The organism is Pelomonas sp. BJYL3 (assembly GCF_027257975.1).
In the GTDB taxonomy this organism is placed as follows: domain Bacteria; phylum Pseudomonadota; class Gammaproteobacteria; order Burkholderiales; family Burkholderiaceae_C; genus Roseateles_B; species Roseateles_B flavus.
In genome coordinates this window covers 78,696-93,064 of sequence record NZ_JANZKX010000005.1, presented here as the reverse complement: position 1 = coordinate 93,064, position 14,369 = coordinate 78,696, and the positions used below count along the sequence as shown (strand labels likewise).

Here is a 14,369-nt window from a genome sequence, read left to right as displayed (position 1 = left end):
TGTCCTTTCAGTGCGCGGCGCCGCGGGCGCTGTTCGAGGGGGCGGGCGCCACGGTCGGTGCGAGCGCGGGCCGGCCGACCAGGGCCAGGTCCAGGTCCGCCCGGGCGATCCAGAAATCGCGCAGGGCCTCGATGGAGGCGCTGACGGTGCCGATCTGCGTGCGCGCATCGGCCAGCAACTCGAAGACGCCGATGAACATGCCGTTGTAGCGCAGCAGCTGTTCGTCCGACACCCGCCGCGCCAGGGGCAGCAGCTCGTCGCGGTAGTGGCGGGCTACCTCATGGGCGCTGAGGTAGCCCTGGTAGGCCTCGCGCAGCTCGGAGCGGGCCTCGATCACGGCCTGCGCGGCGAGGTGGGCGTCCTGCAGGTACTGGGCCTCGGCCCGGGCGACACGCGCCTCGCCCCAGTCGAAGAGAGGAATCTCGAAGCCGAGCTCGACGCCGGTCTGGCGCGGGGCCTCGCTGGCACTGTTGTGCTTGAGGTCCAGCTCCAGCACATCGACGAAGCGGGTCACGCGGCTCAGCCCGAGGGCGCGGGCGCTGGCCTCCATCCGAGCCCGGGCCGCCTGCAGGTCCAGGCGCCCCTGCAGGGCCTGCCGCTCGATGTCCGGCGGCGCCTCCACCTGGGCCGGCAGCGCGGGCAGCCGGTCCGGCAGCAGGAATGCATCGGGACTGGCCAGCCCCAGCAGGCGCGCCAGCCGTTCGCGGGCGCGGCCCTGTGCCAGCTCGGCCTGCAGAGCGCCCAGCCGGGCCTCGGCCAGGAAGCCCTGCTCCCGGGCCTGGTCCAGGGCGCTCCAGTTGCCGGCCTGCTGCATGCGACGCGCCAGCTCGGCGGCGGCCTGCGCGGCTTCGCGGGCGTCGCGGCGGTAAGCGGCGGTCTGCTGCGCGGCCACGGCCTCGTAGAAGGCCTTGCGGGTGTCGGCGGCCAGGGCCAGCATCTGCAGCGCCACCTCGCGCTGCTGGGCCACCAGGCCTTGCTGTGCTTGCTGGCGGCGCAGGGGCAGGCTGATCAGGGCCCCGAGGTCCAGCGCCAGCGTGCGCTCGATCTCGCGCTCCTCGCCCTGCTTCAGGCGGCCCAGGCGGAAACCGGGATTGGGCAGGCGGCTGGCCTGCACCCGCTCGGCATCGGCAATCCCCAGGGACTGGAAGCCGGCCTGCAGGCCGCGATTGTTGAGCAGGGCCAGCTGCACGGCGCTGTCCGCGCTGAGGGGCTGCCGCAGCAGTTCGGCCACGCGGGCAGCGATGCGGTCCTGGTCCTGCGGCGTGCGCGCCGTCTGCAGCTCGGCCTGGAGCTGCTGCCTCGCGGTGGACTGAAGGGGGGCCATGCCCTCATCGGGGCTGAGGCTGGCGCAGGCGCCCAGCAGCAGCGGGGCCAGCGCCAGGGCCAGCCGCGACAGGCGGACTCGGGTGATGTGGGGGTGCATGGGCAGCTCGTTCATTGGCGTGGAGACCATGGGAATCGTCAGGGCTCGCCCGGCGGTGCCGGCAGCCATGGGCTGGCGCAGGCGTCGACAGGCAGCGGGTGCGTTGAACGCCGGCCGGCCCGGCTCGGGTGCGCAGGCCTGGCATCGACGGGATCAAGGATGGCAGGCCCCCGGACAGGGCCGCACGGTGTGGCGGCGCAAAAGGGCCGCGCGCGCTTCAGCGCAGGGCGGGCCTGGGCGGCCGCTCCAGCCCGTCCAGCCACACATAGGCCAGGGCCAGGTGGAACTCGGGCGCCTCGGGCAGGGCCAGAGGCATCAGGGGCAGCTGGGGCACCGCCGGAGGCAGGGCCGCGGCATGGCAGCAGGAGGCGCAGGCGCTGCAGCTGCCCGTGGAGGCGGGCTTGGCGGGATCGCCATCCGCCGCGGCGGCGGCCTGGTCGCAATGGCTGGCATGAGCGCTCGCCAGGCCGGTCATCATGCCCTCGTGCAGACCGGGTCCGCCGGCTGCGTCGCGGGCTTGCATGGGTTCAACACCGGCGAGCACCGGCGCGAAGGCGCTGGCGAGCAGACGCTGGGAGGCATGGCCTTGCAGGGGCAAGGCCAGGGCCAGCATCCATGCCAGTGCGATCCGCCAGAAAGTGCTCATGCTCGAAGTGTAAGAGGACGGCCGCGGGAGTCGCGGCAGTCGCACTGTGAGGCTTGCCCCGGTGGGAAGGTCAAGCCCCTCACCGCCCGGCTATCGAGGCGCCGGGCGCTGTGCGCGCTCAGCCCCTGGCGTACCAGGCCTTCACGCCGGCATGCTCGCGCACGGCGTCGTGCACACCCATCAGACGCGGGTAGGCCGCGAAGATGTCGGCCGGAATGTGATCGACCTTGCCGCCCAGGAACCAGCGCACGGCCATGTGCAGCTTCAGGTCCACCACGTTCAGCTGCTCGCCGCCGAAGAAGGGCTGGGCCAGGATGTTGCGCTCGGCCGCCGCCGCCCAGTCGGGCAGGAAGCCGGCCACCAGGTTTTCGCGCACGCGGCGCTTTTCCTCGGCCTCCATGCGGATAGTGGGGCCCACCGCGGCGCGCAGGTCCTCCACGTGGGCCATCATGGCCTCGTGGCGCGCGGCCTCGAAGTCGTCCTTGGGATGCAGGCCGTGGCGGCGGCCGATCAGCACCAGGATGGCGTTGGTCTGGCCCAGCGGCGCCTGGCCTGGAATCTCGAGGATGGGCATGGCGCCGTAGGGCGTCGAGGGCTTCAGCGCCGGCCAGTCGGCGGACGGGATGCGGCGGTCCTCGAAATCCACCCCTGCGAGGTGCAGGGCCAGGCGGCATTCCTCGCCGCGGCTGACCGGGGCGTCGAAGTAGATCAGTGTGGGCTTGCTCATGGGGCGGCAGCCTAGCATGCAGCGGCATCCCCTGCAGGCGCCGGGACTTGGCATCCGCTGCGCCGCCGGAGGGCCTGGCCCGGCACAAAAGCGCCCCCTGACCTCAGGCCTGCCGGGCGTACTGCTGCGTCACCTCGTCCATGAGCTGCAGGATGCGCTCGCTGGTGGTGAAGACCTCGCTGAGCGAGCGGGTGTCGGTGTTGCCGGGCCGCAGGGCGCGCAGCGCGGCGTCGAAGAAGACGTACTGCTGGTCCACCATCTCCAGCTCCGAGCGCAGGGCTGCCGTGGTCTCGGGCGCGGCCTTGAGGTTGGATTGGGCCTGCGTGAATTCCTCGCGGGCCTGATTCAGCTGCTTGACCAGGCCCTCGCTCTGCACGCCCCAGGCGGCACCGAGGTAGGCCGAGGCCATGCGCTGGCTGAGCATGCGCTGCCGCCCCGCCAGGTTGACGAGGCGCCCCACCGACTTGCCCGAGGCTTGCTCCAGCAGCCCCGTGCCCTGCTGGGCCTGGGCCAGCACCTGGGTCGCCGCGGCCATCACGGCTTCTGCCCCCTTGGGATGAGGCCGCTCGCCGACCAGCAGCAGCTTGTAGGCGCTCCAGCTGCCGTCCATCTGCTCGTAGACCTTGGCCACGGCCGGGCTGTGTGAAAAGGCCCGCAGTTCGACCAGGTGGCGGTCGAACAGCGCCATGGAATCGGACAGGACCTTCTCCGCCTGCTCCGACCGCACCTTCTGGCCCAGGGCCATATAGGCCTTCGCGCAGCGCTGGCTCAGCATGCGCAGGCGACCGGCCTTGTTGATGGCATCGGGCAGGTCACGGACCTCGGCATGGGCCTGGCCGGCCAGCCAGAGGGCCGGCACCCACAGAAGACATTGACGGCGGCGTACGAACTCCATCGCGAGACTCCCTGCCTCTGCTTGACGAAGTGGCCAGTCTAGGGATGCGCGCCCAAGGAATCCTTGATGCAGTTTGCCTTTTTCAAGGCCAGCCCCGCCGACGCTAGCGCGCCACCGTAGCGGATGCCACGGCCGGGGCGCCGCTCAGCGCAGGGCCGCGTTGAGCTGGTCCACCAGCTCGGCCCAGTCGGCATCGGCCCGGAGTTCCTCGCGCAGCAGCGCGGCCTGCGCGGCGTTCCAGCAAGGCGCCTCCTCCAGCCGCAGCGTGTCGGGCAAGGGGGAATGGTCCAGCAGGAAGGCCTCGATGCTGGCGGCGTCGTTGGCCAGGCCCAGCTGGGCGAAGAGGTCGGAAAAGCGGTGCACGGGGGCTTGCATGGGCGGCTCCGGAAATTTGCCAGCCCAGAGCTTAGCGGCATGCCGGCCCCCTGTCCCGCGTTACCGTGGCCGGCCGCTCAGGCGCCTGCGCGGGCCGCGGCGGCCTTGTCCTCGCAACGCGGCCTGGCCTTCTGGCGCAGCAGGTCGGGCGCCAGGATCTGCAGCTCGTAGCCTGCGCCGCTGATGCACTGCTCCTCCTCCAGCTGGCGCAGGCAGCGCGAGAAGGTCTCGGGCGTGATCGCCAGCTGCGAGGCCACGTACTTCTTGCGCTGGATGAAGCGCACCGGGCTGCCCTGGCGGCGCCACATGTCCAGCAGCCACTCGGACACGCGGCCCAGCGCATCCAGGCTTTCGCGGCGCACGGCCTGGCGGGTCTGCTGCAGCTGCAGCTCGGCCAGGGCATCGACCACGGATTCCATGGCCGCGCGCCAGGCGGCCGGGTCCTCGGCGGCCCAGGCGTCGATCTGTGCGCGGCTCATGCCCACGGCCAGCACGTCCACCGCGGCCACGGCGCGCAGGTTGTGGGATTCGCGCAGCCAGCAGGCGGCGCAGCCCATCCACTCACCGGCCTCGGCCAGGCGGAACTGGCGCCATTCGCCCTGGCTGTCGTGGTGGCCCAGGCAGACGCTGCCCTCCAGCAGCAGCCACATGGTCTCGCAGTGCTCGCCCTGCTCGAACAGGGGCTGACCGGCGGGCACGCGGCGCCACTGGCCGACCTCTATCAGCACTTCGCGCAGCGGTGCCGCCACACGTTCGGAAATAAGCGGTTGAGCCATCGCGGCGGCGCGCCTGCGATGCGTCCTTTCCAGGGCGCCCTCGGGTGTTGGCGCCGCCGTCGATGCGCAGTCGATCGATCCCATGCGGGTCTCCTCGGAGTCGTGCCACTGAATCGTGCACAAGCCACACTTTGCGGCGCCGCTGATCGATCCAGTTTGAGCGGCATCAACGCCCAGCCCTTCCGCCGGATCAGCGCTTCCCCCAGGTCGCGGGGCCACCCGCATTTGCGCGGGCGCAAAACCCTGCGCGAATAAGGTTCATATATTTTGCAACTTTAAAAAGCGGGGGGCCTGGCCCTTCTATTCATGAGCCTGAACAAGCCTGAGCTGGTGTGTCCGGCCGGCAGCCTGCGCGCCCTGCAGATGGCGGTGGATGCGGGCGCTGACGCCGTCTACCTGGGCCTCAAGGACGCCACCAATGCCCGCAACTTCGGTGGCCTCAACTTCGACCTGGAGCAGGTGCGCAGCGGCATGGCCTATGCGCACCAGCGCGGGCGCAAGGTGCTGATGGCGCTCAACACCTACGGCCAGTCGCAAGACCTGGCCCCCTGGTTTGCCGCGGTGGACAGCGCCGCGAGCCTGGGCGCCGATGCGCTGATCGTCGCCGACTGCGCGGTGCTGGCCTATGCAGCCAGGGCCCATCCGCAGCTTCGCTTGCACCTCTCCGTGCAGGCCTCGGCCACGAGCTACGAGGCCATCAACTTCTACCGCGAGCGCTACGGCATCCAGCGTGCCGTGCTGCCCCGCGTGCTGACGCTGCAGCAGGTTCAGCACGTGATCCGCCATACCGATGTGGAGATCGAAGTCTTCGGCTTCGGCAGCCTCTGCGTGATGGTCGAGGGCCGCTGCGCGCTGTCCTCCTATGCCACGGGCCAGTCGCCCAACACGCATGGGGTGTGCTCGCCCCCCTCGGCCGTGCAGTGGCAGGAACGCGGGGACGGCGTCGAGGCCCGGCTCAACGGCGTGCTGATCGACCACTACGCGCCCGAGGAGGCGCGCGGCTACCCCACGCTGTGCAAGGGCCGCTTCGACGTGCAGGGCCAGCGCGACTACGCACTGGAGGAGCCCACCAGCCTCAACACCCTGGCCTTGCTGCCGCAGCTGATCGAGTCCGGCGTGCGTGCCCTCAAGATCGAGGGCCGCCAGCGCAGCCCGGCCTATGTGGCCCAGGTCAGCAAGGTCTGGCGCGAGGCCATCGACCGCGCCGCCTCGGGCGAGCGCTACACCGTCACGCCCGCCTGGCAGCAGGCACTCTCGCACTGGGCCGAGGGCCAGCAGAGCACCCTGGGCGCCTTTGACCGACCCTGGCGATGAGCCGCAGCGACCAACGTCCGATGACCGCCCTACAAGCCCCCACCCTCACCGTCGGCCCGCTGCAGTACTGGTGGCCGCGCCAGACGCTGATGCACTTCTACGCCGAGCTGGCGGACAGCCCCGCCCATGCCATCGTGCTGGGCGAGGTCACCTGCTCGCGCCGCAACGAGTTCTCGCTGGAGGACTGGCTGGCCATCGCGCGCGAGCTGCAGCAGGCCGGCAAGCGCGTGCGCCTGGCCAGCATGCCGCTGCTGATGTCAGAGGCCGAGCTGCGCGGCCTGCGCCGCCTGGCCGAGGCCGCCCTCAGTGCTGACACGCCCATGGACTTCGAGGCGGGTGACGCCTCGGCCCTGCAGGTCTGGCACGGCCTCACCCGCGAGCTGCCCGCGCAGGAGCGCCGCAGCCAGCTGGTGCTGGGGCCGCACATCAACGTCTACAACCGGCCCGCGCTGGAGGAGCTGGCCAGCCTGGGCGCGGGCGTCTGGGTGCCGCCGGCGGAGATGTCTCTGGCGGCCCTCGCACGCTGCAATCCGCCGCTGGATCCGGTGCAGGCGCTGGGCCGGCCCGTGGCCACCGAGCTGCTGGCCTTCGGCCGCATGCCGCTGGCCTTCTCGGCCCGCTGTTTCACTGCGCGCCACCACCGCCTGAGCAAGGACCAGTGCGAATTCCGCTGCCGTGACGACGCCGACGGCCTGCTGCTGCGCACCAGCGAGGGCCAGCCCTTCCTCGCGTTGAACGGCATCTCGACGCAGTCAGCCGGCCTGCAGTGCCTGCTGCAGGAACACGAGGCCGTGCGCGCCGCGGGCGTGAAGGCCCTGCGGCTCTCACCCTGCAGCGGCGGCTTCTCTCGCGTGCTGGCGCTCTTCGACGCCGTCTACCGTCAGGGCGCCGATGCCGACGAGGCCCTGGCCGAACTGCAAACCCTGGACCTGCCCGGCAGCCTGGTCCATGGCTTCGCCCACCAGCAGCCGGGCATGCAGGCCCTGGCCTGAAAGGACTCCCATGCAAGCCTCCCCGCGCGACGCCACTGCACGCCCCACGGCCCCGGCCGGCCTGCACCAGATGCTGCTGGACCACGTCCGCGGCGTGGTGCGGCGCCTGCCCGTGGAGCCGCCCTCCTTCGTCGCCGCTCGTCTGCTGGACCAGGTCCTGCTGCCGCGTCTGGATGCCAGCCAGCGCCAAAGCCTGTCTCACAAGGTGATGGAGCTGGAGCTGCTGGAACCCGGCATCCGCCTGCGCCTGCAGCTGGGCGATGCCGGCTTCACGCTGGCCCCGCGCGAGGCGCCGGTGCTGCTGCGCATCCGCGCCCGCACGCCCGCCCTGTGGCGGCTGCTGCGCGGCGAGGAGGACGCCGACCGCCTCTTCTTCGACCGCGCCCTGGTCATGGAAGGCAACACCGAGTTCGGCCTGATGCTCAAGAACACCCTCGATGCCATCGGCCCGCTGCTGCCCGCCACCGCCTTCGGGCGCCCTCTCTGAAGCCTTGAACCGCCACCGGCCGGAGCCCGCCATGAATCTCACCCAAGCCCTGCTGCAGGCTCTCCAGGCGCGCGGCGCCACCGAGGTCTTCGGCATCCCCGGCGACTTCGCCCTGCCCCTGTTCCTGGAGATGCAGAAGGCCGGCACCCTGCCCCTGCATCCGCTCTCACACGAGCCCGCGCTGGCCTTCGCGGCGGATGCGGCCTCGCGCGCCCGGGGCGGCCTGGGCGTGGCCGCGGTGACCTACGGCGCCGGCGCGCTCAACCTCGTCAACGGCGTGGCCAGTGCCTATGCGGAACGGGTGCCGCTGGTGATTCTGTCCGGCGCCCCGGCCGCGCACGAGGCGGCCAGCGGGCTGATGCTGCACCATCAGGTCAAGTCCCTGGACAGCCAGTGGCGCATCTTCCAGGAGATCACCGTCGACCAGGCCCGCCTGGACGATCCGCGCACCGCGCCGGCCCTGATCGCCCGCGTGCTGGACTCGGCCCTGCGCGAGGCCGGGCCGGTCTACCTCGAGATCCCGCGCGACATGCCCGCCCGCCCCTGCGAGCCCGTGCCCGCACCGCAGGCACGCCCGGTGGACGCCGAGCGCCTGGCCGCCTGCGCCGACGAGCTGCTGGCCCGCCTGCGCCAGGCCCGTCATCCGCTGATGCTGGTGGGCGTGGAGATCCGCCGCTACGGCATCGAGGAGCAGGTGGCCGAGCTGGCGCGGCGCCTGGACATCCCGGTGGCCACCACGCTGATGGGTCGTGGCCTGCTGCACGATGCCGGCGTGCCCCTGCTGGGCACCTACCTGGGCCTGGCCGGCGACGCGGCGCTGACCGAGCAGGTCGAGAGCTCGGACGGCCTGCTGCTGCTGGGCGCCATCCTCAGCGACACCAACTTCGCCGCCGCCCGCCGGCCCATCGACTTCCGCCACGGCATCCGCGTGTGGCAGGGCCAGGTGGAGATGGGCCACCACAGCTACCACGACGTGCCGATCAAGGACCTGGTCGAGGCCCTGCTGCTGCGCCTGCTGACCCGGCCCCTGCGTCCGGCCGCGCCGCCCCACCCCTGGCCCGCGCCCCTGCTGCCCAGCGCAGACGCAGCGCTGAGTCCGGGCGCCATCATCAGCGTGCTCAACGAGTTCCAGCAGCGCCACGGCGCCATGCCCGTGGCCAGCGATGTGGGCGACTGCCTCTTCAGCGCCCTGGACCTGGCCCCGGGCGACCTGCTCGCGCCGGGCTACTACGCCAGCATGGGCTACGGCGTGCCCGCCGGCCTGGGCCTGCAGGTGGCCACCGGCCGCCGGCCGCTGATCCTCGTCGGCGACGGCGCCTTCCAGATGACGGGCTGGGAGCTGGGCAACGCCCGGGCCCTGGGCGTGGATCCCATCGTCGTGGTCTTCAACAACAGCAGCTGGGAGATGCTGCGCACCTTCCAGCCCGAAGGCCATTACCACGGCCGCGGCGACTGGGACTTCGCCGCCATGGCCGCCGGCATGGGCGGCACCGGCCACCGCGCCGCCACCGTGGGCGAGCTGCGCATGGCGCTGGACCAGGCGCTCCAGCAGCGCGGCCGCTTCCAGCTGATCGACGCCCGGCTGCCGGCCGGCTCGCTGTCGCCCACGCTGAGCCGCTTCGTGCGGGCGGTCAAGCGCCTGTCCATGCCCGAAGACTGAGCACCGGGGCCGGCGGCGCCGCCCAGGCGGCCGGCGCCACTTGATCCAGGTCAAAAGAAATATCCTAAATATTGCTTTACGTCATGCCGCTCGGCACAATTCCTACATCTCACATGAAGGTTTAAAGATGAACACCACCGCCATGCCCCACATCCATGTGCCCAGCCTGCCGCCGCAGGAGCGCCACCCCACCATCTTCGGCACCTTCGAGGCCCTGCCCGTTGGTGGCTGGCTGGAGCTCAGCAACGACCACAACCCCGAGCCCCTGCACCGCCAGTTCCAGGTGATGTGGCCCGGCCAGTTCGAGTGGGAGGCCCTGGAGTCGGGCCCCGAGCAGTGGCGTGTCCGCATCTCCCGCAAGCCCGCCGGCAAGAGCTGCTGTGGCTGCTGTGGAGGCTGAGGCCTCGCCCTGACGCCTTGGCAAGAAAGACTGACACCATGAGCACCGTCCTGTTGCGCCTCGAGGAACCGCCGGCCCCGCGGGCTGGCTTCGCCCTGTGGGCCCTGGGCTTCCGGCCCTTCTACCTGCTGGCCGCGCTGCAGGCCCTGCTGATGGTGCCCCTGTGGGCGCTGCAGTTCAGCGGCTGGCTGCCGCACGCGCTGCTCCAGGGCCCGGCCTGGCACGCGCACGAGATGGTGTTCGGCTATGCGCTGGCGGTGGTGATCGGCTTCCTGTTCACGGCCGGGCGCAACTGGTCCGGGCAGGCCACGCCGACCGGGCGCCCGCTGCAGGCCCTCGCGGCCCTGTGGGTGCTGGCCCGCCTGGCGGTGCTGAGCCCCTGGGCCTGGCTGTCCCTGCTGCTCAATGTGGCGGTGCCCTGGGCCGCGGCCTGGGGCCTGTGGCAGGCCCTGCACAAGGGGAGCAACCGCCGCAACTACTTCTTCGTCGGTCTGCTGGTCCTGATGGGCCTGGGCAGCGCGCTGCTGCACCTGGGCAGCATGGGCCTGCTGAACCTGCCGCTGCTGAGCGCCGCCGGCCTGCCGCTGGGGCTGGACGTCGTGCTCTTCATGATCGCGGTGATGGCCGGTCGCGTGGTGCCCATGTTCTCCAACAACGGCGTGCCGGGCATGCAGGCGCGGCGCGAGCCCTGGGTGGAGCAGGCCTCGCTGGGCAGCGTGATCGCCCTCCTCGTGCTGGACGCCCTGGGCGTGGGCGGCGGCCTGAGCTTTGCCGTGCTGAGCCTCGCGCTGCTGGCCCACAGCTGGCGCCTGCTGCTGTGGCAGCCCTGGAAGACCTGGCGCAATCCGCTGGTGTGGGTGCTGCACGCCGCCTATCTGTGGCTGCCGGTGCATCTGCTGCTGCGCATCGCCGCCCTGCTGTGGCAGCTGCCCAGCGGCCCGGCCACCCATGCGCTGACAGTGGGCGTGATCGGCATGATCACCCTGGGCATGATCACCCGCACGGCCCTGGGGCACACCGGGCGCCGCCTGCAGGCCGGTCCGGTGGAGACCCTCGCCTACCTCTGCATGTTCGCCGCGGCCCTGGTCCGCGTAGCCCTGCCGCTGCTGCGGCCGCAGTGGCTGATGGAAGCGGCCCTGGCCTCGTCCCTGCTGTGGAGCGTCTCGTTCGCGCTCTATCTGTGGCGCTATGTACCGTTCCTGGTGCGCACCCGCGCAGATGGCCAGCCCGGTTGAGCCTGACAGGGAGACAATGCCTCCATGCGCCTCACCACCATGACCGACTACGCGCTGCGACTGCTGATCTACCTCGGCAGCCATCCGGAGCGCCTGTGCACCACCGCCGAGATCGCGCAAGCCTATGAGATCTCGGAGGCCCACCTGACCAAGATCACCCACCAGCTGGGGCTGGGCGGCTGGATCACCACTGTACGCGGCAAGGGCGGCGGCATGCGCCTGGCGCACGATCCCTCGGCCATCAACCTCGGCGCCCTGGTGCGCGCCGTGGAGCCCGACTTCATGCTGGTGGAATGCCTGGGCGAGGACAGCGACTGCCGCCTGACCCAGCGCTGCCGCCTCACCCGCATCTTCAAGGAAGCGCTCGCGGCCTTCCTGGGCGAGCTGGACCAGCACACGCTGGCCGAGCTGCTCCCGCCGCCGGGCCGCAAGCTGCCCCTGCGCCCGCCTCCCGACTTCCCCATCCGCGCCCTCAAGGCCTGACCCCGCGCATGTCCTCCGCCGAGCCCCCTGCCGCCGACCCCGCGGCCCGCCGCGTCATTCCCATCCAGGCCGCTGCCGCAGCGGCCGGCAGCTCGCTCTACGTGGCCGAGCAGAAGATCTACCCGCGCTCCGTCAGCGGCCGCTTCGCCAACTGGCGCTGGGCCCTGGTGGCGCTGACCCAGCTCTTCTTCTACGGCATGCCCTGGGTGCAATGGGAAGGCCGCCAGGCCCTGCTCTTCGACCTGGTGGGCGGGCGCTTCTACATCGGCGGCCTGGTCTTCTATCCGCAGGACCTGATCTACCTGGCGACCCTGCTGGTCTTCAGCGCCCTGCTGCTCTTCTTCTTCACCGCCGTGGCCGGGCGGCTGTGGTGCGGCTATGCCTGCCCGCAGACCGTCTACACGGAGCTCTTTCTCTGGATAGAGCGCCACACCGAGGGCGACCGCCAGGCCCGCATGCGCCTGGACGCCTCGCCCTGGAGCCCCGAGAAGCTGGCCCGCAAGTCGGCCAAGCACGCCGGCTGGATCCTGCTGGCCCTGTTCACCGGCTTCAGCTTCGTCGGCTACTTCAGCCCCATCCGCGAGCTGAGCGCGGCGCTGATGCAGTTCGCGCTCTCGCCCTGGGAGCTGTTCTGGGTGCTGTTCTACGCCGGCGCCACCTATGGCAATGCGGGCTGGCTGCGCGAGCAGATGTGCAAGTACATCTGCCCCTATGCCCGCTTCCAGAGCGCCCTGATCGACGCCGACTCGCTCATCATCACCTACGACGCCAAGCGCGGCGAACCGCGCGGCGCACGTTCGCGCAAGTCGGCCGAGGTGCTGGCCCAGGGCCGCGGCGACTGCGTGGACTGCACCCTGTGCGTGCAGGTCTGCCCCACCGGCATCGACATCCGCAAGGGCCTGCAGAACGAGTGCATCGGCTGCGCCGCCTGCATCGACGTCTGCGACCAGGTGATGGACAAGATCGGCGCCCCGCACGGCCTGATCCGCTATGCCACGGAGAACGGCGTGGCCCAGGGGCTCACACGCGCCCAGATGTGGCGGCGCACCCTGCGGCCGCGGGTGCTGATCTACGGCGGCGCCCTGGCTGTCCTGGGCGCACTGATGGTCTGGCAGCTGAGCCAGCGAAGCGCCCTGCTGATCGACGTCATCAAGGACCGCGGGGTCATGGCCCGCCAGGTCGACGACGGCCAGGTCGAGAACGTCTACCGCCTGCAGCTGCTCAACCGCAGCGAGCGCACCCTGCACCTCACGCTGGAGGCCGCCGGCCTGCCAGGCCTGCGCCTGCTTGGCGGTGAACGGGTGGAGGTGGCGCCGGCCGCCATCGTGTCCCTGCCCGTGCAGCTGCGCCTGCCACCGGGCGTGGTCCGGGAGAGCGGTGCACGCCGCGTGCAGCTGCTGGCCCGCGACCTCGACCATCCAGAGGCCCCCGCCTTCCAGGCCGAGGCCAGCTTCTTCGTGCCGCGCTGACAGCGCCACCCCGGAGCCCTCATGGACGACGCAAGACCTGACCCCGCCACCAGCCCCACAGCCGCCGCCGACCCCGAGCGTGAGCGCCTCATGGCCGTGCTGCGCCGCGTGGCCGACCCCGAGATCGGCGAGAGCATCGTGGACCTGGGGCTGGTGGACAGCCTCGTGCTGGGCCCCGCCGGCGTGACCCTGACGCTGATCCCCACCAGCGCCACCTGCCCCATGGCCGACGTGCTGATCGAGGATGCCGAGACCGCCCTGCGCCAGGCCTGCCCGCCGGACTGGGCGGTGGCGGTCGAGATGGACTGGGACGCCACCTGGACGCCCCAGCGCATGTCCACCGCCCTGCGCCTGCGCCTGGGCTGGGCCTGAGCCCCGCCGGCGTCACCCACACCCCGTGAACCCCCACGCGCGCCGCCCCCTGCCCCTGGGCCTGCGCCTCGCGCTGCCCCTGGCCCTGCTGAATCTGCTGCTGGCCCTGGCTGGCGGGCTGCAGCGCCTGGGCGGCCTGCCTGTGGGCCTGTCCTTCATCGCCCAGCAGGCCCTGCAGTACCATGGGCTGTTGATGCTGGGCGGCTTCTTCGCCACCCTTATTTCACTGGAGCGGGCGGCCGCGCTGGGCCGTGGCTTTGCGGTGCCGCTGGCCTGCGGCCTGGCCGGGGTGGTCCTGGTCGCCGGCCTGCCCGGCGTGGCCCTGGGCCTCTGGGCCGCTGCCGCACTGGGCCTGCTGGCGCTGTACCTGTGGGCGGGGCATTCGCGGGCCTGGTCCCTGCCCCTGCTGATCGAGGCCAGCGCCGCCCTGCCCCTGCTGATGGCCGTGGCCGGGCAGGCGCAGGGCTCGGACTTCGCCCTGCGCTGGAACGGATCCCTCTTCCTGCTGCTGACCATCGCGGGGGAGCGGCGCGAGCTTTGCCGGCTGCTGCCCCTGGGCCCGCTGGCCCGCCACGGATTCCTGCTGCTGTGGGCGGGGCTGCTGGCCAGCGGCGGCCTGAGCCTCTGGCAGCCGGCGCTCGCCGCGCGGCTGGCCTGGCCGCTGCTGCTGGGCCTGGCCCTGTGGCTGCTGGTCTTCGACATCGCCCGCCGCCAGTGGCGTGCAAAGGCCTGGGCCGGCCACACGGCGCGCTGCCTGCTGCTGGGCTATGCCTGGGCCGCGGCGGCCGCACTGGCGGGGCTGCAGGGCCTGCCGCAGCTGGCCTGGCACTGGCTGTGGCTGGGCTTCGTGATGGCCATGGTCTTCGGCCATGCGCCCATCATGCTGCCCGCCCTGCTGCGCCTGCAGCCGCGCTACAGCCCCTGGGCACTGGCGCCTCTGGGCCTGATGGCGCTGAGCCTGCTGCTGCGGGCCCTGGGCCAGGTGGGCGTGGGCGCCTCGCACCTGCTGCCCTGCGCGGCCTGGCTGCATGGTCTGTCCCTGCTGGGGTTCGGTCTGCTGATGGCCATGCTCTGCCGCGCGCGGCGGCCCTGATCGGGCGGCGGCCCGGCCCGGC

Annotated in this window: 16 protein-coding genes; 10 read left to right on the top strand and 6 right to left on the bottom strand. The window is 71.8% G+C overall.

Features of this window, described 5'->3' with window-relative positions; genetic code table 11:
• Positions 1-7: 7 nt before the first annotated feature.
• The 6 genes from O9Y01_RS16045 to O9Y01_RS16020 all read right to left on the bottom strand — a co-directional run bounded on the left by O9Y01_RS16045 (position 8) and on the right by O9Y01_RS16020 (position 4,842).
• Entirely contained in the window at positions 8-1,492 is a 1,485-nt protein-coding gene (locus O9Y01_RS16045; protein ID WP_269632615.1) for a TolC family protein, read from the bottom strand.
• A gap of 148 nt (positions 1,493-1,640) precedes the next feature.
• Positions 1,641-2,069 (bottom strand): hypothetical protein, encoded by a 429-nt coding sequence (locus O9Y01_RS16040; RefSeq protein WP_269632614.1) that lies wholly within the window; start codon positions 2,067-2,069, stop codon positions 1,641-1,643.
• A 118-nt stretch (positions 2,070-2,187) separates the two neighbouring features.
• Positions 2,188-2,796: a glutathione S-transferase family protein gene (locus O9Y01_RS16035; RefSeq protein WP_269632613.1), complete on the bottom strand. Its 609-nt coding sequence runs from the start codon at positions 2,794-2,796 to the stop codon at positions 2,188-2,190.
• Between the two features lie 103 nt (positions 2,797-2,899).
• Positions 2,900-3,691, bottom strand: a complete 792-nt coding sequence (locus tag O9Y01_RS16030; RefSeq protein WP_269632612.1) for a type IV pili methyl-accepting chemotaxis transducer N-terminal domain-containing protein — start codon at positions 3,689-3,691, stop codon at positions 2,900-2,902.
• Between the two features lie 144 nt (positions 3,692-3,835).
• Positions 3,836-4,066: a DUF2789 domain-containing protein gene (locus O9Y01_RS16025; protein WP_269632611.1), complete on the bottom strand. Its 231-nt coding sequence runs from the start codon at positions 4,064-4,066 to the stop codon at positions 3,836-3,838.
• Between the two features lie 77 nt (positions 4,067-4,143).
• The gene (locus O9Y01_RS16020; RefSeq protein WP_269632610.1) at positions 4,144-4,842 is read right to left on the bottom strand and encodes a Crp/Fnr family transcriptional regulator; all 699 of its coding nucleotides are present in this window, start codon (positions 4,840-4,842) and stop codon (positions 4,144-4,146) included.
• A gap of 306 nt (positions 4,843-5,148) precedes the next feature.
• Here O9Y01_RS16020 and ubiU point away from each other — a divergent pair, with 306 nt between their 5' ends.
• From ubiU to O9Y01_RS15970, 10 genes are all read left to right on the top strand, one after another.
• Complete coding sequence (ubiU, locus tag O9Y01_RS16015; protein WP_269632609.1) at positions 5,149-6,156, top strand: ubiquinone anaerobic biosynthesis protein UbiU; 1,008 nt, start codon at positions 5,149-5,151, stop codon at positions 6,154-6,156.
• A gap of 20 nt (positions 6,157-6,176) precedes the next feature.
• Positions 6,177-7,148 carry a U32 family peptidase gene (locus O9Y01_RS16010; RefSeq protein ID WP_269632608.1) on the top strand — a complete coding sequence of 324 codons (972 nt, stop codon included), beginning with the start codon at positions 6,177-6,179 and terminating at the stop codon, positions 7,146-7,148.
• Positions 7,149-7,158: 10 nt separating this feature from the next.
• Complete coding sequence (gene ubiT / locus O9Y01_RS16005; protein WP_269632607.1) at positions 7,159-7,635, top strand: ubiquinone anaerobic biosynthesis accessory factor UbiT; 477 nt, start codon at positions 7,159-7,161, stop codon at positions 7,633-7,635.
• Between the two features lie 31 nt (positions 7,636-7,666).
• Complete coding sequence (ipdC, locus tag O9Y01_RS16000; RefSeq protein ID WP_269632606.1) at positions 7,667-9,295, top strand: indolepyruvate/phenylpyruvate decarboxylase; 1,629 nt, start codon at positions 7,667-7,669, stop codon at positions 9,293-9,295.
• A 127-nt stretch (positions 9,296-9,422) separates the two neighbouring features.
• A complete protein-coding gene (locus tag O9Y01_RS15995; RefSeq protein WP_269632605.1) occupies positions 9,423-9,695 on the top strand; it encodes a DUF2249 domain-containing protein in 273 nt (90 codons plus the stop codon).
• A gap of 38 nt (positions 9,696-9,733) precedes the next feature.
• Complete coding sequence (locus O9Y01_RS15990) at positions 9,734-10,930, top strand: NnrS family protein (protein ID WP_269632604.1); 1,197 nt, start codon at positions 9,734-9,736, stop codon at positions 10,928-10,930.
• A gap of 24 nt (positions 10,931-10,954) precedes the next feature.
• Positions 10,955-11,413 carry an RrF2 family transcriptional regulator gene (locus O9Y01_RS15985; RefSeq protein ID WP_269632603.1) on the top strand — a complete coding sequence of 153 codons (459 nt, stop codon included), beginning with the start codon at positions 10,955-10,957 and terminating at the stop codon, positions 11,411-11,413.
• An 8-nt stretch (positions 11,414-11,421) separates the two neighbouring features.
• Positions 11,422-12,882: a cytochrome c oxidase accessory protein CcoG gene (gene ccoG / locus O9Y01_RS15980; protein WP_269632602.1), complete on the top strand. Its 1,461-nt coding sequence runs from the start codon at positions 11,422-11,424 to the stop codon at positions 12,880-12,882.
• Positions 12,883-12,903: 21 nt separating this feature from the next.
• Positions 12,904-13,254 carry a metal-sulfur cluster assembly factor gene (locus O9Y01_RS15975; RefSeq protein ID WP_269632601.1) on the top strand — a complete coding sequence of 117 codons (351 nt, stop codon included), beginning with the start codon at positions 12,904-12,906 and terminating at the stop codon, positions 13,252-13,254.
• A gap of 25 nt (positions 13,255-13,279) precedes the next feature.
• The gene (locus O9Y01_RS15970) at positions 13,280-14,347 is read left to right on the top strand and encodes a hypothetical protein (RefSeq protein ID WP_269632600.1); all 1,068 of its coding nucleotides are present in this window, start codon (positions 13,280-13,282) and stop codon (positions 14,345-14,347) included.
• Positions 14,348-14,369: the final 22 nt, after the last annotated feature.